This window comes from Salmonella enterica subsp. arizonae (genome assembly GCF_008692845.1).
GTDB classification, from domain to species: Bacteria; Pseudomonadota; Gammaproteobacteria; order Enterobacterales; family Enterobacteriaceae; genus Salmonella; species Salmonella arizonae.
Genome location: NZ_VXJW01000001.1, coordinates 109,709 through 136,526, shown reverse-complemented (window position 1 = coordinate 136,526; position 26,818 = coordinate 109,709). Strand labels below are relative to the sequence as shown.

The window sequence follows — 26,818 nt, the reverse complement described above, 5'->3', positions numbered from 1 at the left end:
AATCTACAACTCACCAGAAATAAACGACAATAACATTTTTGTGCATTTTTTATAAATGACTATCTTGTCACGTAATAAATGAAATAATCCTGTAACATAATTGCAAAACAAGACTTATTCAAAACTGAAGTGGTCAGTGGGAATCTAACCCACATCATCAGCCAGACACTGAGGTAATAACGTTATACGATAACCACATTGGACCGCCACCGAGGCCTCGAACCTCGCACCATCAACTTAGGAGGTTGATGCTCTATCCCGCTGAGCTAGTGGCGGCTGGAGACCCCTGTCAGGAGCAAAAATGGCGCTCTACTGGATAAGATCCATCCATTGCTACTTTTCACCAGTCGGTCAACGGCGGGTACAATATGCAAAGGTTGTCACAACATCTTGATGACATTGTGATTAATCCACAGAAAATTTTTATGGATGCCTCTTGTTAGTTCTGTCGTTATTTACACCAGGTCTTCCGTCCTGCTTATCACTTACCTGCGCTCATGCTGTGAAATGTTATGTTCAAAGCGATATCATGAAGAGAGAAAAGACAGGAGGGTACTTGTTTACGGTAAAAAGGCCCCCTATTTTATTGTCTGGCGGTGCGGAAGGCGAACCTTCCGCATAGATCAGGCTTTTCAGAAACGGTATCCAACCCCGACGTTGAAGCCGTTTATTTTTGTAGAGGAGATATTGCTTCCTTCATACCCTACATCAATAACAATATTCTCCATCGGGTTCATCTGTACACCCGCGCCCCAAGCAAACCCGGTTTTCCTTGAGGATATTTTGCCAGAGGCCGACTCACCATCCTGAGTGGAGTGTTCTTTAAGTGTTGCCTTCATTGTACCGGCACCGCCCAGCGCGTATAACGAGAAATTATCGTTCAATCGATAAGCTGGCCCAACCATTAAAGAACCATACTTCACCTCAAACTTGTCATGGTAATGGATGCCTTCAGGTTCACTCGACCCCGAAGCCTTGCTATCTCCATATAAATAACTTAGCGAGGTAATGAAACTTACCGGAGAGTCATCCTCATAGCGGTATTTCATATTTACCCCACGAATGTTTTTGAAATCCTGAACTTTACTTTGTGCATACCCCACGGAAAGTGCGTTAGTATCGGCCTGTGCAACATTTACAACCCAAACGCTTGTAGTAACAACTAAAGTGGAAAAAATAAAGTTTTTCATAACAACTCCTTAATGCCTTAATACTACTTCTTATTTACGGTGCGTTTAAACACCCGCAGTACCGATCCGACATTCAGTTATCGCCACTATGCCGAATCGATAAAACCACGAATAATTCACCGCTATCGCTCCCGATGCGTTTACTTCCTTAAGGATATTTTCACTAACGAGGACCCGTATCGTTTATTAAGACAACCAGCTCTCCAGGGTCATCTAATATTAATAAATGTGGATTCTAATCTTTCTCATACATACGAATTTAAGAGCCCCTATTATGAAGTATTTAGCCACTACAGAAAAAACAATTCTGGTTTAAGTTGTTGATATTCAAATAAAATATTCTGCATCTCTCGTATACCGAAATAGCTGACGCCGACCAGCCCAAAACATGCCCAGTAAGCAAATTCGCCATATAACCAGAAGATATCGCATTGTGCTTCATAGTCCTCACTTGACTCTCCAGACGAAATACAGTTATATGCCATCGTTGGCGCTGCAAACATGTTTCACTATGCTGCCCAGTACTATTGGTTGCAAAAATTTCACAACATGCATCATTCCCTCCTCCAATTAATTTTTTAACATATCTATCAATTACAACATTTCTTGTTATAAGAATAGAATCAACCCTCACAATCCCAACATAAATATCGCCTGTATTGATAAAAAGTTTACATTCCACAAAAATAATAACAACCGCAAATATTGAATATTCAATAAAATTGCTTATCTCTATATAAAACATATTAATATTAAGAATAGTTAACTCTTCGTTTAATAAAAGATGGTGATGACGATCCATAATTCCGCATATGAAATACATAAGTCATTACATATAACAGGAGGTATTATGAAGCATCATGCTTTTATGCTTTGGTCATTAATTATTTTTTCATTACCTGTTTTAGCCAGTTCATACCGTTCTCCCGGTTTACAACAGGCATCCTGGGAAATTTTTATCTACGATTTTGGTAGTAAAACCCCGCAACCCCCTGCAAATACCGATAAAAAACAAGCCAGGAAGATTAATTCGCCGTTCTGTTCTACTACAAAACCTATGATGCCCGCGCCAACCAATGGGTCTAAAAAAGAAAATACTTTAACCAGAATGTAATGCCACCATCTGCGATGGCGCCGATCGGCTACTTTTAGCCATCCGGAAATCTTTATTGCCATGAAATATAGTTGGTATCATTTTTACTAGCGTGTATAGTGCGCCTCGTTATCCCCTTTGAGGTATGTGTTTGTCTTGTAAAATGACAGGAATTGTCAAGACCTTTGATTGTAAGAGCAGTAAAGGTCTCCTCACCCCTTACGATGGACGTAAAGATGTTCAGGTCCATATTTCAACATGCAGCCAACACGAAGCAGAAGTGCTTATCCCCGGTATATGCGTTGAGTTTTGTCGCATTCATGGCCTCCGCGGGCCTACCGCCGCCAACGTTTATCTTTCATAATTCAGCATTTTTTCAGAAAAAGTTAGTGAGGGCGCTATGGCAGGAGCGTTCTTATAAAACAGGCTGTTTATTTAAGGTAGCTGGCTGATAGTGCTAAGCGTTCATATTATATGCTAACCATTAATGAACTATGTTTAGATTCACCAGGTAAGGGTATGTATAGCTCTGCCGCCTGGAATGAAGTTTTGCTTAAAAAAGACACAAGCCATTTTCAGTGACAAACATCTCAATAATTTATTTTACTAATGTCATCCCGCTGCCACTTTTAACACATATCGGATGTCATCAAATCATCTCATTTTGTTTAACGTAGAGAAATGTACAACCGTTTTCCGCTGTGATAGCATTTAATATTACAAAAGTATCCAGCACTATATACCCATCGTCATAGGAGTCGCCTCCCGGCTGGCTGCGTGCGTTTAACCGAGTTATTTATGTAAGACTATCGGAATTCTCTCTATTGCCACCTCGACGCTACGTAATATGCAGTGGGTATAAATTTCTTAATATAGTTATAACGCTATTTATTTTTAGGGTAATAATTTAATGGCATTACTTTCAGGAAAAACAATACTAGTCCTCTGCCTCTCCTCTGTTTTATGTGGATGTACGAATGACGGCTTACCAGCACCTTATAGTATTAATTTATCGTTTCCGGTCATTACGCAAAATCAGATTAATTCCGACGGTTATTACATAAATGATGCGGAACAAATTCGGACAACAGATGGTCTGTGTCTTGATGCGGGCTCAGAGCAACAGAATCGTTTGACGCTTCAGGAGTGTAAACATGTGCAATCTCAGCTTTTCTCATTTTACCGGGACAGGATCACGCATGGTGTGAAATGTCTGGATGCCGCAGGACAGGGGACAAAAGAAGGTACGCCAGTCATTCTTTATTCATGCACGGGTAATGATAATCAGCGCTGGTTTACTGATGATAACAAAATTAAGGGGAAACAGAGCCGAAAATGCCTGGGTACAAATAGTTTTATTGTCAGAAAAGGCAACCCTGTTGTGTTGGCCGATTGCGATTTCAGCCGCGCTCTGGAATTTACCATCAGGTAGTAGTCGCCAACAGGAATCACTGTGAGACTCATGCCGCTAACCTCATGACACAGCAACGGGTTGGCGGCTTTCACTCTCACGTTCGGTCGATTTACTTTGATGTCCGCAACGTTAACCGTCGTCAGGATGACAAAACTGCGGCTAAACCTTGACACTGGTAATTCACCCAGTTTAAATACTGTTTATCTAACCAGTAAAAAGGAAATAACGATGTTCGTCGAACTCGTTTATGACAAGAGAAATGTAGAAGGCCTGCCGGGAGCACGAGAGATTATCCTCAATGAACTCACAAAGCGTGTGCATCGCATCTTTCCCGCTGCGCAAGTGAGAGTTAAGCCAATGCAAGCAAATGCATTAAACAGTGACTGTACAAAAACCGAGAAAGAACGGTTGAACCGCATGCTGGAAGAAATGTTTGAAGAGGCCGATATGTGGCTGGTTGCAGAATAACGCGTGTAACCTCCTGAGAAAGTACAGTATATCCGGGAAAAAACAGCGCGCTAAGGCGCTGTCTGTGACGATATAACGCAAATGCGCCGCTCAGAACATATAGCGGAAGTTAGCGTTTATGGCATGGTCAACATTATATTTGCCAAATGCCGACTGCTCCAGCTCCAGGCCAAAACGTACATTGTCCTTCACCTGCGCATTCAGGCCCACGTTGTACAGCATTCTGCTGTCCTTTTCACCGGTAAAACGTTTCTCGCCGGATGCATCACGTAGCGCCGTCTCGCCATTGGTTACCAGGTCAAACTGGTAATCCACGCCAGTATGGGCCGTAACGCTCCAGTCCTTTCCACTGAACGTTTTCCCCAGGGCCACGCCTGTACGCCCTATCAACGGGTTATACGTCTTGCTGCGCATCGACACATCCATGCCATTATCGTTCCATTTCAGCGTCGTTCCGGACACGATTCCGTAAACCAGTTCCGCCTGCGGCTCAATATACAGGCTTTCTGTGAGATGATAGCGATATCCGCCCTCCAGACCGGCATACCATGAGTGTGTACCGTAATTCCGTTTACCCAGACCGGCAAATCCGGCGTTATAGTCATTATCATGGTGGATATACTTGCCGATAACATCCATATATGCCCCCGAATCAAACATCACGGAGGCGTACAACCCGCCGCCGAGCGAATGTGTGTCGCCACTGTAGGCCCGACCGCTGGCGCTGCTGTCGGTATAACTCATCAGGACACCGGTGAATAAGTCAGCCCCTGGCAACCGATGTTTTTTATCAAACCCCGTTTGCAGATGGGTGTAGCGATCAGAATATCCGGCGTCACCGGTTCCGGCACCATTCATGATACGTACCCACATCCCGTCCTCGCCCTGAGTATCCCGCAGATCACCCATACGTTTGTTCAGATTGTTCACTTCGGTCATGAAGTTTTTATACCCCATGCCCATAAAACTGTTGGCCGACCTGGCTGCCCCTTTGTCCGGCGCGGTTTTAAACCCGTCCAGTATCCACTGTATTTTGCCATCCTGCTCTGTCGTGTGCAGGGTCGGCGTCACCAGACTAAACCCGGTCACCCGTTCTGCGGCCTTAAACATCGCTGGATTTGTCCCCGCCGGGGCGCTGACCAGTGGAATATTCAGGGATTCTTTCCCGGACGGTTTTTTCAGGAAGTTCACAAACAGGGTGTTGTCCCGGCCCTCTGCGTTCTGGTTTACTACAATCTTGTCACTGTCCTTCAGGTCCGTTCTGAGCGCAAAAGCAGACTGGTTGGCCTGTAATGTGTCGGTAACCAGGGTGTGGAATCCGCGCCCGGTAAAGCCGGACAGCGACCGTGTCATACGCAGTGCCCCTATACGAGAATCGCCAGGCATCTGCCACTGCGTATCCGTCATCGCCATTCGCCCTTGCGGGGCGCTAACATTACCCGAATAGACGTTACGGAAACCATTAAACAAACCGTACATCATCTGCTCTTCCAGGGGTAGATTATCTGCCAGGACGACATTATCACTACTACCAATGGCGATACGGGCATCTCCCGCTGCCCGGATATCGCCGGTTACAAAGGTGTAAGGAGAAAATTGCAATTCACTAGCGGCCCCCAGTTGATAACCCGCACCATAATTGGTGGAATAAAACGCCGGACTCATCTGCCCTGGCAGGCTAGCTGCGGGCGTACCTGTCAGGCTCAGCGTAGCGGCTGGTCCGACAATGACGTCTGAATCACTCCACCACCCGCCGGTGGCGGTTAATCTGGCCCCTTCCTGAAGAGTCAGTGACGTGTTGCCGAACCGGCTGTAATCATCCAGCTTCGCATGACGCGAGGAAACGGTGACGTCGCTGTCCTGGCTTTGGATACTGCCGGTGAAAATTTCACGCACGTCGAGAGTTGACTGCTCGCTAAGCGTCACTTTCCCGGCATAGCGGCTCATATCCGATTCTTGTCCGGCAACCGAGATTCCCTTTTGTGGCGTTACTTTTGTGCCATTACCGTCATTCAGGTCAATATACAAATTCGGCGTACCCAACGTTACGGACGAATGAACAGCCTCAATATTCCCGTTCAGGGACGCGTTTCTGGCCAGGCCGAAATAGGTATTTTTCAGTACTAATGTTTTCAGATGAAATGTCCGGTTCTCCCAGTCAGGCTGGTCAAAAGACGTTGGTTGATTTCTGACAGAGTCATCACCAAGTGATTTAAGCTTATCAGTCAACCATTTGCCGTTATAGGCATGGATAACCGGATGGCCCTGGAAAGTCAGTTGGCCGCCAGACTGCATCAACTCGCCATCAGGCGTATCGATATTGCCGTCAAAAATAACGCCGCCGTTACTGTGAGAGGTATCAATATTAAGATGAATATTGCCTACGATATTACCGTGATAAATTCTATCATCAATAGGTCGCCGCGATTTTACCCGTTCAATAGCCTGCATCTCATTGTGTCCTACATACTCCCAACTGTCGTTGTCTGACTGATTTACAGGATAATATCCATACCCTTTTCGCTTCTGGATAAAATAATCTACTGTATGGGTGTAAATGTTATTATATTTATACAATAACCCGGCAGCACCGCCGGAAGGCTTATTTTTATCCCAGTCATTAATAGTAACCGTCATGTCCGTGAGGGGCTTAATTGAAACGGTAGCAAAGGTATCACTGGTATTAATGATATTCGCGCCATTATCCGCGGCGTTAATTTTATGAAAAGTGACATCATTGCCGTTTATATCAAGCCGGCCTCCCCTAAAGCCCCAGCTAATGTTATCCGGGTTCACCTGCCGGCTATCGGTAAGGATCACCGTTGGTCGGCCACTGGCGATATTCACCGAACTGAAGGCCTGAACCTTTCCGTCCTCATCAGGACGCTGAGCCAGAATAACCGTACCGTCCCCAACCTTCAGTCCGCCTGGGTTAATACCGGTTCCATTGACCTTCAGCACGCCCTCGCCAATCTTATGCAAATTGTCGCCCTGAACACCGTTCACCTGCCAGCTCACCTCCGCATCTTGGGTAATGTCCAGGCCTGCGCCCCTCCAGGTGGAGCCGTTAGTGGTGAATACCGTATAATTACCATTAAAAGCCAGCGCCCCCGCCCCCTGGTTAACCGCGTCTTCCAGCGCAATCTGGCCGTCAGCGCCATTGAATACCAGATTTTTCCCCTCATTCAGGTCTGTGCCTTTCTGACCATGCATCTGATAGACAGTCTCTTGCTGGATAAGCGTTCCTGTACCATCGGTTGAATTAAACGCCCAGCGCAGAGGGCCCTGGTCTGCCATAAAAGTTGCGGGCGCATCGGTATCGTCCTGAATGGCCTGGTTTACAAAATTCGCATCAACCACTGCCCAGTTAGTTCCACCGCCGCCGCCGGAGCTATCCACCCCGACAATGACCCACTTTTGTAAAACAGAATCATAGGCGAATAAAGGTGAACCACTATCACCAACGCGTGGGTGTGTTCCCATCGGCCCCTGCGCCAGGCTATACAACTCTTTATTAGTATTAGTACTGATCATCTGGCCCTGATTATAAGATCCCGGCGCACCTGCCGTACCGCCGGTCAGATAACTGTATGCCCCAGAAATTGAGATTATATGGCCATCTGTCTCTTTGATTTCCTGGGTTCCGGACCCTACACGGTAAAACGCGGGATAACGATTTTTGTCACTATAAGCCCCAGACACCATCCCCGACTGCGTCATCAATGAAGGCTCGACTTCGGTAACTAATTTATTTAAACGTGGGGCATGAAAATCTCGTCCAGGCTGATTATTTCTGTCAACAAGACGATACCCATTTTCGCCATCACCAAAACTGACACTCTGATAGCCGCCATTATGTTTTACGCTCACGATATACTGTGGCGAAACAAGTGTGGCAACCGCTGACTGGTGGTTGGCGCTACTGAAATCGGGCATTGGAGCATTATTCAGATAACCAATAACTGTGCCTGTTTTACTGTAAACAGGAATATTCATACTACCCGGCGTAAATTGCCCTTTATTCTCCGCAAAGTCTCTTATTGTCTGGTAGGGGATATCATACCTGACGACTGAGGCCAGCGATGTGACTGAATATCCTAAAAGAAGGGTGTTAATAATAACCGATGGAATAAGTCTTTTTATCAGACCTGTACGAGATGATTTTTTTGCATGGGTTGCCAGTTCCGAAACAGGCACAAGAGCACCTTGTCTGACACTATACTTCAGTGCATATATTTTATTCATGGATAATCCCTGTATATTTTATTATACAATGCAAGTTGGATGTCATTCCTGACATTATAAAACGTACCAGCTATAAAAATGATTGGCAATAAATTACCATACATTAAAAATCTTTTTTTACATTCGTAACTTTTTACTTTCGAAAATATATCACACACTACCAAAAATGGTAGTAAATAAAATTTGCATTAAACCACCTGACTTTCAATCATCACTACTGGAAAAAACTCACATAAACTAAAACCACAGAAATACTGTTTCACCTAAAGCCACAAAACTGGAAGATAATATAGTTTTAGTTTTCAGTACCAGTGCATATTTTATAAATAACCACTGTACCAGAAGAGATACAATAACGACAGGCACTCTCTGTTTTGGTAAGCAGCCAGACCAAGGCACGCTATTTTCGATGGACGTAATTTAAAACAAAATCATAATAAGTGGTGGACTTTATCAGTGGGAGGCATTAGATCTTAGTCTGCGCATCTGGCTGGGCTTCTCTGATAAAGGAGTCTGAATCGTCAGGGACACCTCTGTCTTTATCATCACCTTTAAAAAGCTATAATTTTTCTGACCATGGAAATAAGTCACCCACTTAATGCGCCGAAACGATGGAAAGGCTCTGGATCACCATAACAACATATTGTTATAGTATAACAAAGGCTCATGTTAATCCTGACGGAGGAACTGACATATGAAAATCAAGCGTATCGGTAAAGCCGTTTTTCTTTTAGCGCTTCTAACCTCAACGTGTCTGGCGGCTGGTAAGAACATAAATGTCGAGTTCAGGAAAGGACATTACAGTGCCCAATACTCAGGAATAATAAAGGGATACGATTACGATACCTATAAGTTTCAGGCCAAAAAAGGACAACAACTACATGTCAATATTTCTAATGAAGGCGTGGATACTTACCTATTCGGACCAGAGATAAGCGACTCGGTCGACCTGTCCAGGTATTCATCGGCACTTAATGACAACGGTCAGTACACGCTCCCCGCATCTGGTAACTATGAACTGAGAATACTTCAAACACGCAATGACGCCCGTAAAAACAAAGCTAAAAAATACAGGGTCAATATTCAGATTAAGTAGACATCAATCTGGCGGCGTCACTCTCGCTATAACCTGACCCCGACCGTGTATACACAATTATGTAGAATTAAACGGAGATATTATCAAATGAAGCTCAGAAACATATTCGTCATATCATTGGCTGCCTCATCGTTTAGTTGCCTGGCGTTCAAAGCGCCGCCCAACGTGACATCTACGACGCCTGATAAAACTAACGCTCTCGAAAGTAAGATTCTGGGCAGCTTCTACAGTCAGCATGGCACCCTACCGCAGGTCACTGTCCTTGGGACGTGTGACGCCTCACCCGTTCCAGGTTGCTCATGCCCATTCTGCAAAATGCTCCGTAGCCATATCCGCTGATGAGCTATACGCCTTCCATATATTAGTACAGGCCTCATGGAGGAAATGTCGCTGATAAGCATATAAAAAACTTCGCGTGAAGATATAGTGGTCAATACTGTTCTCCGACATGATGACAGGAGACTCGTTTTTTCATTTAATTCATCTCCACATCTCCTGCTTACGGTTACTGATGAATGAGATTTATATCCTGTTCACCATTGCTGGCGGCTGTCCGAAGTGGCTATCAGACAAGAGATTCAGACATACGAACCAGTACGAATAATATTGCCTTCCTTTATTTTCTTTGTTGTCAGGTTTCAATTCTGCCCAGTCCCTTTAGCCGGGGCCATCCTATGCCGCCCATTTAAATGATAAAAATTATCATTTTCAACCATAAAAAAATTGTATATAATTGCCTTCCGTTACAAACGAGCTGACCAAAAATGACTCAATTGGCATTATTACCATGGAGGTAATGTATGATTAAAACGGTATCCGCTTATGCACTGGTACTTCTCCTCTCAGGCTGCGCTCAACAAACATTTAAAATGAGTTCAGAACCGGTTACCTCACCCAAACAAATTATCACCCATCATTTCTTCATTTCCGGACTGGGGCAGAAAAAAACCGTTGATGCCGCTGCAATCTGTGGTGGTACAGATAAGGTGATGCGTACGGAAACTCAGCAAACCTTTGTGAACAGTCTGTTGGCCTTTGTTACTCTTGGAATTTACACGCCTCTTGAAGCCCGAGTGTATTGCTCAAACTAACATTGCGGCCCGTGCAGGCGGGCTATTTAAGAAAAAACAAAACTCATAAGTTAAAACAAAGGAATTAATCGAATGAAATATATTATTCTCATTTCCGCGCTTTTATTATCCGCGTGTTCGGGTCCCCGGGGAGTGACATGGGGAGTTACACCAGCAAACTCCGATATATGTCCGTCAGGAAAATCATCCGCTGGGGAGTGTCGTTAAACACGCATTACATCTACTCCGAACGCGCTAATGAAGTTCGGTTTCCGCCTCACTCATCATGTATATACGAGTCGACGAAGGAATAATACATCATGGCAAAAGATACGTCGTATGATATCCTATGGTCATTTTGTCCATTGTCATACCTGACCTGGCACATAATAGTGAATCAGCAAATTAACCCCTAATATTAAACAAACACTAAACAAAACAGTGTGCCATTATTGACTAATTGGCCTGAATAAAAAGAATACCTACTTGATAATTAACTATGACGAATGGAGTCATCTTTATGCGTTTAAAACTTCTGGGAATTGCTCTCACCGCCCCTGTTGCATTCAACTCTTTAGCCTCAACCGAATTCAGCTTCCTTACCCCTGAAAAGGTAAGTGCAGATATCAGTTTGGGAACGCTAAGCGGAAAAACAAAAGAACGCGTTTACGAGCCAGCAGAAGGCGGGCGCAAAGTTAGCCAACTTGACTGGAAATACAATAACGCTGCAATTATTAAAGGTGCAATCAACTGGGATCTGATGCCATGGTTATCTGTTGGTGCTGCCGGATGGAGCACCATCGACAGTCGTGGAGCCAATATGGTTGATAAGGACTGGCAGGATGCCAGTCATGCCGGAACATGGACAGATGAAAGTAGACATCCTAATACTCATCTTAATTACGCCAATGAATTCGATCTTAATATTAAAAGCTGGTTTTTAAATGAGCCGGACTATCGACTTGGTGTTATGGCTGGTTACCAGGAAAGCCGTTACAGCTTCAATGCCACCGGGGGTACCTATATTTACAGCGAGAATGGTGGTTTCCGGAATGAAACTGGATCATTCCTTGATGGCGAAAGAGGAATAGGCTACAAACAACAATTTAAAATGCCTTATGTCGGTCTTACGGGTAGCTACCGTTACGATAACTTTGAGTTTAGCGGCGCATTTAAATACAGCGGTTGGGTACGTGCATCTGATAACGATGAACACTACGCAAGGGAGATCACTTTCCGTAGTAAAGTTAAGGATCAGAACTACTACTCTATTGCAGCAAACGCGGGGTACTATGTTACTCCTAACGCGAAATTGTATGTTGAGGGGACATGGAATCGCATAACCAACAAAAAAGGCGATACTACGCTTTATGACCGCAGCAATAATACCTCTGAACACAGTAAAAACACCGCAGGTATTGAAAATTACAATTTCATGACTACTGTCGGTCTAAAATATACATTCTAAACACTTCCGTCGGGCCACTAAGCCCGACAAATTAATCGATTGATTATACATAACGAATAAAACTATTTTAAAATAATATAGCGACTGAAAAAGATCAAACAGTGACCTGATGCTCACCTTTTTGGAGTACCCAACCGAGCTGGGGCACGTTAGTCCTGATGGTCATAATTTAAAATGAACGATGGTAGCGTCCTCTTGTTAGCCTCAAAAACCAGATAAGCATCAGCAGGAGGTACTATGCGGGGTATTGGAGCTGTTATCCATCTTCACCCACCGGCAGGTAGTAGCGAACCGCCCATCAACTTCAGCGGGATGTGGAACAATCTCAGGGACTGGTTCGCCCTGCCCGCTCAGGATGAGGCCGCACAATGCTTTCGCGCGTTTTATCAGCCGGATGAAGGAAGGTCGTCGTCGGACAGACTGATGTGTTTTTTTAAACTAAAGGCGCTGGCGTCTCCGGGACGGCAGGCTAACTTCACCGCGGAGCGAAGAATCGATACCGGTGAAACCATCTGCGTGATTGCCTCCGGTAAAAACAACGATTTTCCCACCGTCACACTTCACCTGAGCGACCAGGAATGGCATACGGCACAATCTCAGGAAGAAACGATTGACAGCACACTATTGCCGCTAAACGCTGATAACCCGGTAGCTACCACAACAGAAGAGAGCGCCGAAAAAAGCCGAAAAGGAACCCGCATTACAAATGCACAGATTCAGGCATGGCGGGACCTGCCGCCGGAGACGAAACGAGAGGCAGGCGGCTGGAAAATATGGGCGCATACACAGGGAATATCCATCAGCGGTGCCAGACATTATCTGACAAACACCGGACTGACCACCTACGGTATGGTGCGGCTGCAACAGCCTGAAGAGAAGGGGTATTCCATTACAAATGCACAGATTCAGGCATGGCTGGGCCTGCCCCCGGAGACGAAACGCGAGGCAGGCGGCTGGAAAATATGGGCGCAGACACAGGGAATATCCATCAGCAGTGCCAGACATTATCTGACAAATACCGGACTGACCCCTCAAGGTATGGTGCGGATGCAACAACCCGAAGAGAAGGGGTCCTCTATTACAAATGCACAGATTCAGGCATGGCGGGACCTGCCGCCGGAGGCGAAACGCGAGACAGGCGGCTGGAAAACATGGGCGCAGTTACAGGGAATAGCCTCCGGAAGTGCAGGAAACTTTCTGACCAACAGCGGACTGACTCTCGTTGGTACAGAGCGCCTGAAACCGCCAGGGGAAAGAAGTACCCCCATTACAAATATGCAGATTCAGACATGGCGGGACCTGCCGCCGGAGACGAAACGCGAGGCAGGCGGCTGGATGAAGTGGGCGCAGTTACAGGGGATAAACATCAAAAGTGCCAGAACCTTTCTGACAAACAGCGGGCTGACTCTCGTTGGTACAGAGCGCCTGAAACCGCCAGAGGAAAGAGGTACCCCCATTACAAATACGCAGATTCAGACATGGCGAGACCTGCCGCAGGAGGCAAAACGCGAGGCAGGCGGCTGGATGAAGTGGGCACAGGCACAAGGGGTAGACATCAGTTGTGCCAGATCCTATCTGACAAACACGGGACTGAAGCCCAAAGGGATAGTACGACTGCAACCCCCCGGAGAAAGAGGCTCCCCGATCACACAGGCGCAACTTCTGGCATGGTTTAACATGTCACCGGAGGAGCGCCACACATCAGGAGGATGGGCAGCATGGGCGCAGACACAGGGGATATCCTACAGGAGCGCCAGAAAGTATTTGGCACTGGCAGACCACGAAATGTCCCCCCGTCACACATCGCGATCATCGCCGTCCGCAACCGTCACAAGTGCCAGTCCACAAGTATCGTCATCCTCAGACACTGGCGATGAGATAACCGTCATCGTGAGTCCCCCCCCGCAGAACCACGGGGAAAAACGCTCACTTCCCCGGACCAACGAAGATAACTCCGCCCCGCCGGCAAAACAGATCAAGGAAGAGGAAGACGCCGTGACCTGGCGGACACACCAGATAAACAATGACCTGCCCATCCTGCAGCACTGGCGTGATCCGACGATATCGGTTATGGCGCAGGCGGAAGGCCGGATTGAAACCCTGCGGGTCACACGGTGGGGACCGCTTTTTAGCACGTTATCCCGGCAGACCAAGGCCAGGATTAATCAGGTGATCGGCTGGTTTCTGCAAAATGAAGGAAGCCATGATGTGCGAATGAATGAGATGATGTCCGTCGCTATCCCCCTTGATGACAGCGATGGTTACAGGGGGAGAACAGTCTACGCAAGAACCGATCTGGCGGCGTTTACCGTACTGGGTCCCTACTCCGGTCGCCTGCTGGACAGTGAAAAGGTACGGTGTGAATATGAGAAAGAATATGGGAAGGATGCCAGTAATTATTATTTTGCCACGCGAAGCCAGGAGCGCCTGGTGTCCGGCTTCCCGCAGGGTAATCTCCTTAGCCTGATTAACAACCCGGTATTTACCCATCGGACGGCGGAAGGAGAAGCAAGACAGAACGTCAGCGCGGTGCTTGTCGGGAAGAATATTCACTTTTTCCTCACCACACGCGACATCAGCGCCGGGGAAGAACTCTGGTTTGATTACGGACCGGACTACATGCATTTTGAGTCAGGTGAAGCGCTACGCTCAGTGCAGGTTAAGGAAGAGTCGCCCTCTTCGGATGAAGGGTAAAAATGCGTTATTCTGTCCTGTTACCCGGCACCAGGGAGGCAGATTTTTTAGCGAACGCTTTTCATAAGTCGTAAAGAACGGGAATCTATCGGCTCCCGTTCTTTACAATTCATTGAGTTTAAAACCTCTTCCCAAAATAAAAAAATGTATTTGTCTATTATCGAATAGATAAAGCCAACTTTTCATGTCTATAAAATATAGACTGTTATCATTAATAATCATCAGCTTAGTGAATAGAGCCCCACAAAGTTCAATACAACAAAGTTATATTTCACACTCCATTAGACACTTATACACTTCGATCGAAATCATTAAGTTACAATTACTTTTAAATAAATGTAGATTGCCATAAACAAGAGATACAGACTATTTTTTAGATTCAAACCGACTATTACCAAAACATGTTATAGTCGGTAAAATACTTATTTGTAACCCATTGATCTTACCCAGCAATAGTGGACACAGCCCTGAGCGAGGTTCTGGTTTTAGTCAGACTATGTTTATACTAAAGCACTATCTATCTTGCTCGCTCTTCGCGAAACCAGGCAACAATGTAGAGTAAACCGGGCCTGGTGACTGATGAAGTATGTCGGGGAAAAAGGCCATATCTGAGTTAATAAGCTCAAACTCTATTAGTACTAATTGTAGCAGTTATATTCGCTCCACTACGCTTTACCACAGCAAAAGTATTAAGTGGCAATGGCATATTTATCGCACCATGGCCAAAAAGATTATTTGCTTTCAAAGCAATTTTATCTTCAATGAATTGTTCTGCGAATCGGTGAATAATATAATCAAACTGACTTTGCACCAGAGGTGAGTTTGTTTTGCCACCATCTTTAATAACATCCCCAAATATTACCCCTAAGCAATCCTTTATTACTGGCGAATAGGCCAGCCCCATCAGCTTCCTGGAAAACTGGCCTGGATCATCTGCAATAGACTCAAGGAATAGAAATTTCCCCTTAGTTTTAAGCGAAAGACCCGGCGCTCCATTAAGCGCAGATACCAAAAGAGAATTTCCACCAACAATTTTACCTGTAACCTCTGTCATTGAAGCAGCTAATTTATTGAGCGGTGATAATTCATACATGACCTCTGTTTTTTTTCCGCTAAGAATATCTAGTGTTGCTCCTACTCCATTTTTATTGTATCCAAGGGAAATATCGCCATTAATACCTAGCACAACGGAGTGTATCGAGGGAAAATTTAAATATTCATTTGCATAAATATGTAATGCCGTAATGTCAGAATATCCAATAATTGGCTTTATTTTATCTGGTTTCGGATAACTCATCAATTCGCCAAGTATACTAGCGCCCCAACCTCCACCTGATATCGCCCAGATCGCTTTTGACTCCGAACTGAAAGCATCATAGACAAATTTCGCGCGCTTCCAGATTGTATTTGCTTCATCCAGTAACGCTGTAGGCTCTATTAAATGGTCCGGAATGTTTATCTTAAAAGGCGTGTTTTCTTTAAAGTACTTTTCTATTTTTTTATAACGTTCTTGTGGATCATCGATTGGCGAGGATGGAGCTATAACATCAATGACATCCCCTTCCTTTAAAAAATCCCAGGATGGTACATTGAGTGATGTATCTTTTATACCCGCAAACGAATTAAGCTCTAATGAGCTACAAACTGCTACACCAACTGTTTTCAAAAGAAGCTCACGGCGAGTCACCATTATACTGCCTCTTTAATGCAGGACTTTAAGTTTCATATTATCATAAAGTAAATCAACACTTATTAAATAAGTTGTACATTGATCAGTTATAAAGATACCTGCGATTGTAATCGCACTCAATATCATCAAATACCGTCGGTCGCATTATTTCCCGGCTGGCAAAGTGCTCACCGTGGACACATTCTACCTTCAGTGAGTGGAAGAAGCTTTCCGCGCGGGCATTATCGTAGCAGTTACCTTTAGCGCTCATGCTGCCGCGCATTGCCCCGTAAACGGCGGTTACGCCAGGCGTACCAGCCGCTACGGACAACACGGAGCACCCGTTACATTGCCCTACTGAACTCGGCCTGATGTTTTTCGATAAAGATAGACTTCATTTCAGGCGCTTCGCGAAGTATGTCACGGCCTTTTGCAGGATGGACAGCTCTTCATCACGTTCAGCAAGCTTCAGGGCTTCCTTGCGAAACTCAGGTGTGTGTTGTTTACGTGGCTTCTTGTTGGTTGATGCTGGTTTTGTCATGTGAGTCACCTCTGTCAGAGTGTTTACTCACTTAGCCGCCTGTTTACTACAGGTGGCTAAGATCAAATTTTGACAGTGCCGGATGCCTTCCGGCGATCCATGTCCCTACCCACATGGCTCGCAAGGAATATCTACTTTGATCGGGTGCCCTACCACTGAGGGGAATTCACCATGACAAAACTTTATCAGCAACAGAGCAAAAAATTCACGCCAACTTGTTGATTTTACCTGAATCATAGCGTTATCTATTTGTGACACATTAACCCAAAACAATATTATGATTTAATTTAAATAATTCATAATAATAGTCAGGGAATAAAAAATTATGCTTCCAGGCACCTCCAGAATATCATCTCACAGTGGAACATCCACATACGGATTAAATACCGCAGATACACCGGTTTTCCCCGATATTCCCGAACATGGACAAAGCCCCTCACAGCTACGTCTTGCTTATGACACCCTTGCCATAAACAGTGAATTCCGTCTGGAGCCAGAGTATGCGGTGGAGTATCTTATCTCAGGCGCGGGAGGAATAGACCCTGATACAGAAATTGATGACGACATTTATAACGAATGCTATAGTGAACTATCCTCCGTACTTCAAAATGCCTACACCCAAAGCGGAACATTCCGCAGACTGATGAATTACGCATATGAAAAAGAACTATATGATGTGGAGAAGCGTTGGTTACTGGGGGCAGGCGAAACCTTTGAAACTACCGTGACTCCGGAAGACCTCAATCTTTCAGGAGGCAGGAGAGTCATATGTCTTAATCTGGACGATACTGATGATGATGATGTATATCCTGAGCATTATGAAAGTAACGAAGGTCCACAACTTTTTGACACAACACGTTCGTTTATGCATGAAATTGTACATGCGCTGACCAATCTTCAGGATGAAGAAGAAAATCATCCAAGAGGCCCTGTTGTCGAATATACCAACATTATTCTGAAAGAGATGGGGCATCCTTCACCTCCAAGAATAGCCTACGCCAGCAATAACTAGACACATCTGGAAACAAAAAAACACAAAAAAACACATAAAAACGCTTAGTAGCGGGCTTGTCTGTAAATACTTCAATATCTTCGCTGGTGGTTGTAACGGCCCTAACAACACTTCTGCTTCACACGTTATGGCAGATATCATCGCCTCTGGTCAGGTGGAAAACACCAACAATAAGACGTCCTGATTCCAGATCGTCAACAGTATTGTTCGTGTAGTATGTTTTACGAGGCTCAGGGGATTAATACTCAAAAGCGGCTCGGACATAAATCGCCAAATCAGGCAGCCCGTTACCATAAAGATCGGGGTAAAGAATGGACTATTATTTATTGCGGCCTGAATTAAGGGTGTTTTGATAAAACTTTGATAACCGTTCGAAAGCTAATAATAAAACCGGGGACGTTAAGCCCCCGTTAATGTTATTAACAATTATCGATATTACATATTCGCGATAATCGCGTCGCCAAACTCTGAACATTTCAGCAGCTTCGCGCCTTCCATCAAACGTTCAAAATCGTAAGTGACAGTTTTCGCGGCAATGGCACCTTCCATGCCTTTAACAATCAGGTCTGCGGCTTCGAACCACTGCATGTGGCGCAACATCATCTCTGCAGACAGAATAATGGAGCCTGGGTTGACTTTATCCTGGCCCGCATATTTCGGCGCCGTTCCGTGAGTCGCTTCAAAGAGCGCGCATTCGTCGCCGATATTCGCACCCGGTGCAATACCGATACCGCCAACCTGAGCTGCCAGGGCATCGGAAATATAGTCACCGTTCAGATTCATACAGGCGATAACATCGTATTCCGCCGGACGCAACAGGATTTGTTGCAGGAACGCATCAGCGATAACGTCTTTAACCACGATCTCTTTACCCGTGTTCGGGTTCTTAATTTTCAGCCACGGACCACCGTCGATAAGCTCACCGCTAAACTCGTCGCGCGCCAACTGGTAGCCCCAGTCTTTAAACGCGCCTTCGGTGAATTTCATGATATTGCCTTTATGCACCAGCGTGACAGAATCGCGATCATTGGTAATAGCGTATTCAATCGCCGCACGAACCAGACGTTTGGTACCTTCTTCAGAACACGGTTTGATACCGATGCCGCAGTGCTCAGGGAAGCGAATTTTCTTCACGCCCATTTCTTCGCGCAAGAATTTGATCACTTTCTCAGCGTCCGCAGAGTCAGCTTTCCATTCAATCCCCGCGTAGATATCTTCAGAGTTTTCACGGAAAATGACCATATCGGTCAGTTCCGGATGTTTCACCGGGCTTGGGGTTCCCTGGTAATAGCGTACCGGGCGTAGACAAACGTAAAGATCTAATTCCTGGCGTAGCGCCACGTTGAGAGAGCGAATACCGCCGCCAACTGGCGTGGTCAACGGACCTTTAATCGCCACACGGTAATCACGAATTAAATCAAGAGTTTCAGCGGGAAGCCAGACATCCTGGCCGTAAACCTGTGTGGATTTTTCCCCGGTGTAAATTTCCATCCAGGAAATCTTACGCTCGCCTTTATAGGCTTTCTCGACGGCGGCATCGACCACTTTAAGCATGGCTGGTGTGACATCAACACCAATACCATCGCCTTCAATAAACGGGATAATCGGATTCTCAGGAACGTTGAGTTTACCGTTTTGCAGGGTGATCTTTTTACCTTCCGCCGGAACAACTACTTTGCTTTCCATTCACCTCTCCTTCGAGCGCTTCTGGTTTGCTCGTCTGTCATCGCGCTGCATGTGCAATGGCGTCCTGCTGCACGACTGCGTTAGAGCAATTTTTTGTTAATGTTTTGTAATGAGCATGTCAATACTACCCTATTGTTTGCCGCCATGAAAGACACTCCTTATTGCGCTATAATGCGGCAATTAATAAGTTATGAACATACCATGAAAAAAACTTCTTTTAGAAATCACTACGTTAAGCGATTCAGCTCACGACAAGCGCCTAAACCACGGAAAGGAAACCAGCCAAAACGCGTGGTTTTGTTCAATAAACCTTACGACGTGTTGCCGCAATTTACGGATGAAGCAGGCCGCCGCACGTTAAAAGATTTTATTCCTGTGCAAGGCGTTTATGCCGCAGGCCGCCTGGACCGCGACAGTGAAGGACTTTTGGTGCTGACTAATGACGGCGCGCTACAAGCGCGCCTTACACAACCCGACAAACGTACCGGTAAGATTTACTATGTTCAGGTAGAAGGCATCCCGGATCACGAAGCGCTGCAGGCGCTACGTGTTGGCGTCACGCTCAACGATGGCCCTACCCTACCCGCCGGTATTGAGATTGTCGCGGAGCCGGACTGGCTGTGGCCGCGCACTCCGCCAATTCGCGAACGCAAAAATATTCCCACCACCTGGTTAAAGGTCACCTTATATGAAGGCCGTAACCGCCAGATAAGACGCATGACAGCGCATGTCGGCCATCCCACTCTACGATTAATTCGCTACAGCATGGGCGACTACATGCTCAACGGTCTCAATAATGGACAGTGGCGCGAGATCGCACAGGAGAAAGACAGATGAAACGGCTTCTGATTACTTTTGCTTTACTAACACCCTTATTAGTCAACGCGGCCAGCTTCGACTGTCAGAAAGCAAAAGCCGCGGATGAAAAGACTATCTGCGCGCATCTGGCGCTCAACGATAAAGATGTGGAAATGCACACCAAGTATCAGTTTCTGAAAGGGTTGTTTGCGATGGGCAGTCGCGGCGCGCTTCAGGACGCCCAGCGGAGCTGGCTTAAACAGCGTCAGCAGTGCAAGACCGACGCCGCGTGCCTGACGAAAGCTTATAATGAGCGTCTGAAGCAACTTGACGCACTTTATGATCACATTGATAAACCACTTTAATAAGGAGGCATATGCTCAAGCCACACGTGACCGTCGCCTGCATCGTACATGCCGAAGATAAATTTCTGGTGGTTGAAGAAACCATCAACGGTAAATCGTTATGGAATCAACCTGCCGGACATCTGGAAGCAGATGAAACGCTGGCGCAGGCCGCTGCGCGTGAACTGTGGGAAGAGACTGGCATTACAGCGCAACCACAATATTTTATCCGTATGCATCAGTGGATTGCGCCGGATAAAACCCCTTTCTTACGCTTTTTATTTGCTATTAAGCTGGATCATATTTGCGCAACCGAACCTCATGACAATGATATCGATTGCTGCCGCTGGGTTAGCGCCGACGAGATTCTGAATGCGTCTAATTTACGCTCTCCCCTGGTGGCTGAAAGTATTCGCAGTTATCAAACGGGACAACGCTACCCTCTATCCATAGTGGGAGAATTTAACTGGCCGTTCACAGAGGGTGTCAAGTAAAGGGCTGCGTGGTAGAATACGCCGCCTTGAAGTTCAATGTCGCGAGTATTCCAATGTCAGAAAGCCCAAAAAAAGTGATCGTCGGCATGTCCGGCGGTGTCGATTCCTCCGTTTCCGCCTGGCTGTTGCAACAACAGGGTTATCAGGTAGAAGGCCTGTTCATGAAGAACTGGGAAGAGGACGACGGTGAGGAATACTGTACCGCAGCAGCCGATCTGGCTGACGCACAGGCCGTTTGCGACAAACTCGGCATTGAACTGCATACCGTCAATTTTGCCGCAGAATATTGGGATAACGTCTTTGAACTGTTCCTTGAAGAATACAAAGCGGGCCGTACGCCGAATCCAGATATTCTGTGCAATAAAGAGATCAAATTTAAAGCCTTCCTTGAATTCGCCGCAGAAGATTTAGGCGCCGACTACATCGCCACCGGCCACTACGTCCGTCGCGTGGATATAAACGGCAAAAGCCGCCTGCTGCGCGGGCTCGACGGCAATAAAGATCAGAGCTATTTCCTCTATACGCTTGGCCATGAGCAGATTGCGCAAAGTCTGTTCCCGGTTGGCGAGCTGGAAAAACCCCAGGTACGCAAGATCGCCGAAGATCTGGGACTGATCACCGCAAAGAAAAAAGATTCCACCGGCATCTGCTTTATCGGTGAGCGTAAGTTCCGCGACTTTTTAGGGCGCTACCTGCCCGCACAGCCGGGGAAAATCATTACCGTTGATGGCGATGAAATCGGCGAACATCAGGGGCTGATGTATCATACGCTCGGTCAGCGTAAAGGGCTGGGAATTGGCGGTACCAAAGACGGTAGCGAAGACCCCTGGTATGTAGTGGATAAGGACGTTGAAAACAATGTCCTGATTGTCGCCCAAGGGCATGAACACCCACGCCTGATGTCGTCAGGCCTTATCGCCCAACAGCTACACTGGGTCGATCGCGAGCCGTTCACCGGCACCCTGAGCTGTACGGTAAAAACCCGCTACCGCCAGACCGATATCCCGTGCACAATTAACGCGCTGGATGACGATCGTATCGAGGTCATCTTTGACGAGCCGGTTGCCGCCGTCACGCCGGGCCAGTCCGCCGTCTTTTACAGCGGGGAAGTCTGCCTGGGCGGCGGTATTATTGAGCAGCGGCTGCCGCTGACGGTCTGATTATTCAATGCACAAAATCATTCCAGTCGCATCAAGGCGGCTTAAAAGATGAAGTGTATTTATTTGATACAAGGAAGCAGTGATTGTGGCAAAGAATTTTTATGACATCACCCTCGCTCTGGCTGGCATTTGCCAGTCGGCACGCCTGGTACAGCAGGTGGCGCACCAGGGACACTGTGATGCCGACGCGTTGCACGTTTCACTCAACAGTGTCATTGATATGAATCCCAGCTCTACTCTGGGCGTGTTCGGCAGCAGCGAAGCTAACCTGCGTCTCGGTCTGGAAACGTTGCTCGGCGTCCTTAATGCCAGCAGCCGACAGGGACTTAACGCCGAGCTGACCCGTTATACGCTTAGCCTGATGGTGCTGGAGCGCAAGCTGTCATCAACCAAAGGCGCGTTGAATACGTTAGGCGATCGCATTAACGGCCTTCAGCGCCAGCTTGACCATTTTGATTTACAGTCAGACACGCTGATGAACGCCATGGCGGGTATCTATGTGGATGTCATTAGCCCGTTGGGGCCGCGAATTCAGGTGACGGGCTCCCCGGCTGTCCTGCAAAGCCCGCAGGTTCAGGCCAAAGTCCGCGCCTCGTTACTGGCAGGCATCCGCGCTGCCGTACTCTGGCATCAGGTAGGCGGTGGTCGCCTACAGCTTATGTTTTCTCGTCATCGCCTGACGACTCAGGCAAAACAAATTCTTGCTCATTTAACCCCGGAGTTATGATCTATGGAATTATCCTCACTGACCGCCGTTTCCCCTGTCGATGGACGCTACGGCGATAAAGTCAGCGCGCTGCGCGGGATTTTTAGCGAATACGGTTTGCTGAAATTCCGTGTACAAGTTGAAGTACGTTGGCTACAGAAATTAGCCGCGCACGCAGCGATCAAGGAAGTTCCTGCTTTTGCTGCCGACGCAAACGGTTACCTGGATACTCTCGTTGCAAACTTCAATGAAGACGATGCCGTGCGCATTAAAACTATTGAGCGCACCACTAATCACGATGTGAAGGCGGTTGAGTATTTTCTTAAAGAGAAAGTCGCCGCAATCCCGGCGCTCCATGCCGTTTCCGAGTTCATCCACTTTGCCTGCACCTCAGAGGACATAAACAACCTGTCGCACGCGTTAATGCTCAAAACCGCGCGCGATGAAGTGATCCTGCCCTACTGGCGTCAGGTGATTAACGCGATTAAAGATCTCGCCACGCAGTATCGGGACATCCCGCTGCTCTCCCGCACCCACGGCCAGCCGGCAACCCCTTCCACTCTGGGTAAAGAGATGGCGAACGTGGCGTATCGTATGGAGCGTCAATTCCGCCAGCTAAACCAGGTGGAGATCCTCGGTAAAATTAACGGCGCCGTAGGCAACTATAACGCGCATATCGCGGCCTACCCGGAAGTCGACTGGCATCAGTTCAGCGAAGAGTTCGTCACCTCGCTGGGCATCCAGTGGAACCCCTACACCACTCAGATTGAACCGCATGATTATATTGCGGAGTTGTTTGACTGTATCGCGCGTTTTAACACCATTCTGATCGACTTCGATCGCGATGTCTGGGGCTATATTGCGTTGAACCATTTCAAACAGAAAACCATCGCCGGGGAAATCGGCTCTTCCACCATGCCACATAAAGTTAACCCTATCGATTTTGAAAACTCTGAAGGCAACCTGGGTCTGTCTAATGCGGTACTGCAACATCTGGCAAACAAACTGCCGGTTTCCCGCTGGCAGCGCGATCTGACCGACTCGACCGTCCTGCGTAACCTTGGTGTCGGTATCGGCTATGCGCTTATCGCTTATCAGTCCACTCTTAAGGGCATCAGCAAGCTGGAAGTGAACCGCGACCGCCTGCTTGACGAACTGGATCACAATTGGGAGGTATTAGCCGAACCGATCCAAACCGTTATGCGCCGCTATTCCATTGAAAAACCATATGAAAAATTGAAAGAATTGACGCGTGGCAAACGTGTCGATGCTGAAGGAATGAAGCAATTTATTGATAGCCTGCCTCTGCCGGAAGCTGAAAAAACGCGTCTTAAAGCCATGACGCCGGCAAATTATATAGGTCACGCCGTGACTCTGGTCGACGAACTTAAATAATGCGGGCCGCACCCTCTTTTCTTCAGAAAGAGGGTGACTATTTGTCTGGTTTATTAACTGTTTATCCCCAAAGCACCATAATCAACGCTAGACTGTTCTTATTGTTAACACAAGGGAGAAGAGATGATGCGCGTACTGGTTGTAGAGGATAATGCATTATTACGCCACCACCTGAAGGTTCAGCTCCAGGATTCAGGTCACCAGGTCGATGCCGCAGAAGATGCCAGGGAAGCAGATTACTACCTTAATGAGCACCTTCCGGATATTGCTATTATCGATTTAGGTCTGCCGGATGAAGACGGCCTTTCCTTAATACGCCGCTGGCGCAGCAGTGACGTTTTACTACCGGTTCTGGTGTTAACCGCGCGGGAAGGTTGGCAGGATAAAGTCGAGGTTCTCAGCTCCGGAGCCGATGACTACGTGACGAAGCCGTTCCATATTGAAGAGGTAATGGCGCGTATGCAGGCGTTAATGCGCCGCAATAGCGGCCTGGCCTCCCAGGTAATCAATATCCCGCCTTTCCAGGTGGATCTTTCACGCCGGGAATTATCCGTCAATGAAGAGATCATCAAACTCACGGCGTTCGAATACACTATTATGGAAACGCTTATCCGTAACAACGGTAAAGTGGTCAGCAAAGATTCGCTGATGCTTCAGCTATATCCGGATGCGGAACTGCGGGAAAGCCATACCATTGATGTTCTCATGGGACGTCTGCGAAAAAAAATACAGGCCCAGTATCCGCACGATGTCATCACCACCGTACGTGGGCAGGGGTACCTTTTTGAATTGCGCTAATGAATAAATTTGCTCGCCATTTTCTGCCGCTGTCGCTGCGGGTTCGTTTTTTGCTGGCGACAGCCGGCGTCGTGCTGGTGCTTTCTCTGGCTTATGGCATGGTTGCGCTGGTCGGCTATAGCGTGAGTTTTGATAAAACCACGTTTCGTCTGTTGCGCGGCGAAAGCAACCTGTTTTATACCCTCGCTAAATGGGAAAATAATAAAATCAGCGTTGAGTTGCCTGCAAATCTGGACATGCAAAGCCCAACAATGACGCTGATTTACGATGAAACGGGCAAATTATTATGGACGCAGCGCGACATTCCCTGGCTGATTAAAAGTATTCAACCAGAATGGTTGAAAACGAACGGCTTCCATGAAATTGAAACCAACGTAAACGCCACCAGTACTCTGTTGAGCGACGACCATTCCGCGCAGGAAAAACTAAAAGAAGTACGTGAAGATGATGATGATGCGGAAATGACCCACTCGGTGGCGGTGAATATTTATCCTGCTACGGCACGGATGCCGCAGTTAACGATCGTGGTAGTTGATACCATTCCGATAGAGCTAAAGCGTTCATATATGGTTTGGAGCTGGTTCGTGTACGTACTAGCCGCCAATTTACTGTTAGTCATTCCTTTACTGTGGATTGCAGCATGGTGGAGCTTACGCCCTATCGAGGCGCTGGCGCGAGAGGTCCGTGAGCTTGAGGATCATCACCGCGAAATGCTCAATCCGGACACGACGCGTGAGCTTACCAGCCTGGTGCGTAACCTTAATCAACTGCTAAAAAGCGAGCGAGAACGTTACAACAAATACCGCACGACCCTGACCGACCTGACGCACAGTTTAAAAACACCGCTCGCGGTATTGCAGAGTACGCTACGCTCTTTACGCAACGAGAAGATAAGCGTCAGGAAAGCTGAACCAGTGATGCTGGAACAGATCAGCCGGATTTCCCAGCAGATCGGCTATTATTTGCATCGCGCCAGTATGCGCGGCAGCGGCGTTTTATTAAGCCGCGAACTGCATCCCGTCGCGCCGCTGTTAGATAATCTGATCTCCGCGCTGAATAAAGTTTATCAGCGTAAGGGCGTGAATATCAGTATGGATATTTCACCAGAGATCAGTTTTGTCGGCGAGCAAAACGATTTTGTCGAAGTGATGGGCAACGTACTGGACAACGCCTGCAAATATTGTCTGGAATTTGTTGAAATTTCGGCTCGCCAGACGGACGATTATTTACATATCTTCGTTGAAGATGACGGCCCCGGTATTCCCCATAGTAAACGTTCCCTGGTATTTGATCGCGGTCAGCGCGCCGATACCCTACGACCAGGACAGGGCGTAGGACTGGCTGTCGCTCGCGAGATTACGGAGCAGTACGCCGGGCAGATCATCGCCAGCGACAGTTTACTCGGCGGCACCCGTATGGAAGTCGTTTTTGGCCGACAGCATCCCACACAGAAAGAGGAATAAACATTTCTGCGCGT

At 47.0% G+C, this 26,818-nt stretch carries 23 protein-coding genes, 1 tRNA gene and 1 pseudogene; 17 read left to right on the top strand and 8 right to left on the bottom strand.

Translation table 11 applies throughout. From position 1 onward, the window contains the following. Positions 1-199 precede the first annotated feature (199 nt). The 3 genes from F4V61_RS00685 to F4V61_RS00675 form a co-directional block, all read right to left on the bottom strand. Positions 200-276, bottom strand: a tRNA-Arg gene (locus F4V61_RS00685). 356 nt (positions 277-632) lie between these two features. Continuing rightward, the gene (locus F4V61_RS00680) at positions 633-1,190 is read right to left on the bottom strand and encodes an Ail/Lom family outer membrane beta-barrel protein (RefSeq protein WP_038396145.1); all 558 of its coding nucleotides are present in this window, start codon (positions 1,188-1,190) and stop codon (positions 633-635) included. Positions 1,191-1,473: 283 nt separating this feature from the next. Next, positions 1,474-1,992 carry a hypothetical protein gene (locus F4V61_RS00675; RefSeq protein ID WP_139814953.1) on the bottom strand — a complete coding sequence of 173 codons (519 nt, stop codon included), beginning with the start codon at positions 1,990-1,992 and terminating at the stop codon, positions 1,474-1,476. Positions 1,993-2,040: 48 nt separating this feature from the next. Between F4V61_RS00675 and pagD the strand changes: the two genes are divergently transcribed. The 4 genes from pagD to F4V61_RS00655 all read left to right on the top strand — a co-directional run bounded on the left by pagD (position 2,041) and on the right by F4V61_RS00655 (position 4,165). After that, positions 2,041-2,304 carry a virulence protein PagD gene (pagD, locus tag F4V61_RS00670; protein ID WP_038396146.1) on the top strand — a complete coding sequence of 88 codons (264 nt, stop codon included), beginning with the start codon at positions 2,041-2,043 and terminating at the stop codon, positions 2,302-2,304. 130 nt (positions 2,305-2,434) lie between these two features. After that, on the top strand, positions 2,435-2,647 hold the full coding sequence (cspF, locus tag F4V61_RS00665) for a cold shock-like protein CspF (protein WP_080161040.1): 213 nt from the start codon (positions 2,435-2,437) through the stop codon (positions 2,645-2,647). Between the two features lie 546 nt (positions 2,648-3,193). Next, positions 3,194-3,715: a ricin-type beta-trefoil lectin domain protein gene (locus F4V61_RS00660; protein WP_012210247.1), complete on the top strand. Its 522-nt coding sequence runs from the start codon at positions 3,194-3,196 to the stop codon at positions 3,713-3,715. A 210-nt stretch (positions 3,716-3,925) separates the two neighbouring features. Next, positions 3,926-4,165 carry a DinI family protein gene (locus tag F4V61_RS00655; RefSeq protein ID WP_000497456.1) on the top strand — a complete coding sequence of 80 codons (240 nt, stop codon included), beginning with the start codon at positions 3,926-3,928 and terminating at the stop codon, positions 4,163-4,165. Between the two features lie 90 nt (positions 4,166-4,255). Here the strand turns inward: F4V61_RS00655 and F4V61_RS00650 are convergent, their stop codons facing one another. After that, positions 4,256-8,410, bottom strand: coding sequence for a S6 family peptidase (locus F4V61_RS00650; protein ID WP_080161041.1), 4,155 nt, complete (start codon positions 8,408-8,410; stop codon positions 4,256-4,258). A gap of 694 nt (positions 8,411-9,104) precedes the next feature. On the opposite strand from F4V61_RS00650, the gene F4V61_RS00645 reads away from it, so the two are divergent. The 4 genes from F4V61_RS00645 (at position 9,105) to F4V61_RS00625 (ending at position 14,738) form a co-directional block, all read left to right on the top strand. Continuing rightward, on the top strand, positions 9,105-9,506 hold the full coding sequence (locus tag F4V61_RS00645) for a PPC domain-containing protein (RefSeq protein WP_000695107.1): 402 nt from the start codon (positions 9,105-9,107) through the stop codon (positions 9,504-9,506). Positions 9,507-10,306: 800 nt separating this feature from the next. Continuing rightward, positions 10,307-10,597, top strand: a complete 291-nt coding sequence (locus F4V61_RS00635; RefSeq protein WP_000598354.1) for a Bor family protein — start codon at positions 10,307-10,309, stop codon at positions 10,595-10,597. A 499-nt stretch (positions 10,598-11,096) separates the two neighbouring features. Then, the gene (locus F4V61_RS00630; RefSeq protein WP_038396149.1) at positions 11,097-12,044 is read left to right on the top strand and encodes an omptin family outer membrane protease; all 948 of its coding nucleotides are present in this window, start codon (positions 11,097-11,099) and stop codon (positions 12,042-12,044) included. Between the two features lie 237 nt (positions 12,045-12,281). After that, positions 12,282-14,738 (top strand): SET domain-containing protein-lysine N-methyltransferase, encoded by a 2,457-nt coding sequence (locus F4V61_RS00625; protein WP_080161042.1) that lies wholly within the window; start codon positions 12,282-12,284, stop codon positions 14,736-14,738. 622 nt (positions 14,739-15,360) lie between these two features. Here the strand turns inward: F4V61_RS00625 and F4V61_RS00620 are convergent. The 3 genes and pseudogenes from F4V61_RS00620 to F4V61_RS22715 all read right to left on the bottom strand — a co-directional run bounded on the left by F4V61_RS00620 (position 15,361) and on the right by F4V61_RS22715 (position 16,948). Next, positions 15,361-16,428, bottom strand: coding sequence for an LD-carboxypeptidase (locus tag F4V61_RS00620; RefSeq protein WP_232081967.1), 1,068 nt, complete (start codon positions 16,426-16,428; stop codon positions 15,361-15,363). Between the two features lie 82 nt (positions 16,429-16,510). Then, a pseudogene (locus F4V61_RS22720) lies at positions 16,511-16,690 on the bottom strand (IS3 family transposase); the annotation flags it as partial. A gap of 111 nt (positions 16,691-16,801) precedes the next feature. Next, positions 16,802-16,948, bottom strand: a complete 147-nt coding sequence (locus F4V61_RS22715; protein WP_430624687.1) for a hypothetical protein — start codon at positions 16,946-16,948, stop codon at positions 16,802-16,804. Between the two features lie 325 nt (positions 16,949-17,273). Between F4V61_RS22715 and F4V61_RS00610 the strand changes: the two genes are divergently transcribed. Further along, entirely contained in the window at positions 17,274-17,960 is a 687-nt protein-coding gene (locus F4V61_RS00610) for a PipA/GogA/GtgA family type III secretion system effector (RefSeq protein ID WP_080161043.1), read from the top strand. Between the two features lie 435 nt (positions 17,961-18,395). Here F4V61_RS00610 and icd read toward each other — a convergent pair whose 3' ends face one another. Further along, positions 18,396-19,646: an NADP-dependent isocitrate dehydrogenase gene (gene icd, locus F4V61_RS00600; RefSeq protein WP_079827582.1), complete on the bottom strand. Its 1,251-nt coding sequence runs from the start codon at positions 19,644-19,646 to the stop codon at positions 18,396-18,398. 171 nt (positions 19,647-19,817) lie between these two features. Between icd and rluE the strand changes: the two genes are divergently transcribed. The 8 genes from rluE to phoQ all read left to right on the top strand — a co-directional run bounded on the left by rluE (position 19,818) and on the right by phoQ (position 26,804). Then, on the top strand, positions 19,818-20,483 hold the full coding sequence (gene rluE, locus F4V61_RS00595) for a 23S rRNA pseudouridine(2457) synthase RluE (RefSeq protein ID WP_080161044.1): 666 nt from the start codon (positions 19,818-19,820) through the stop codon (positions 20,481-20,483). After that, on the top strand, positions 20,480-20,809 hold the full coding sequence (locus tag F4V61_RS00590; protein ID WP_058345829.1) for a lysozyme inhibitor LprI family protein: 330 nt from the start codon (positions 20,480-20,482) through the stop codon (positions 20,807-20,809). The genes rluE and F4V61_RS00590 overlap by 4 nt, the downstream gene beginning before the upstream one ends. An 11-nt stretch (positions 20,810-20,820) precedes the next feature. Next, positions 20,821-21,282, top strand: coding sequence for an NUDIX hydrolase (locus F4V61_RS00585; RefSeq protein ID WP_000917250.1), 462 nt, complete (start codon positions 20,821-20,823; stop codon positions 21,280-21,282). 53 nt (positions 21,283-21,335) lie between these two features. Further along, positions 21,336-22,442, top strand: coding sequence for a tRNA 2-thiouridine(34) synthase MnmA (mnmA, locus tag F4V61_RS00580; protein ID WP_000004544.1), 1,107 nt, complete (start codon positions 21,336-21,338; stop codon positions 22,440-22,442). 85 nt (positions 22,443-22,527) lie between these two features. Further along, entirely contained in the window at positions 22,528-23,169 is a 642-nt protein-coding gene (hflD, locus tag F4V61_RS00575; protein WP_058345858.1) for a high frequency lysogenization protein HflD, read from the top strand. Positions 23,170-23,172: 3 nt separating this feature from the next. Then, positions 23,173-24,543, top strand: coding sequence for an adenylosuccinate lyase (gene purB / locus F4V61_RS00570; RefSeq protein WP_000423755.1), 1,371 nt, complete (start codon positions 23,173-23,175; stop codon positions 24,541-24,543). A 126-nt stretch (positions 24,544-24,669) separates the two neighbouring features. Beyond that, positions 24,670-25,341 carry a two-component system response regulator PhoP gene (gene phoP, locus F4V61_RS00565; RefSeq protein ID WP_024131926.1) on the top strand — a complete coding sequence of 224 codons (672 nt, stop codon included), beginning with the start codon at positions 24,670-24,672 and terminating at the stop codon, positions 25,339-25,341. Then, positions 25,341-26,804, top strand: coding sequence for a two-component system sensor histidine kinase PhoQ (gene phoQ / locus F4V61_RS00560; protein ID WP_080161045.1), 1,464 nt, complete (start codon positions 25,341-25,343; stop codon positions 26,802-26,804). Before phoP ends, phoQ begins: the two co-directional genes overlap by 1 nt. The last annotated feature ends 14 nt before the right edge of the window (positions 26,805-26,818 follow it).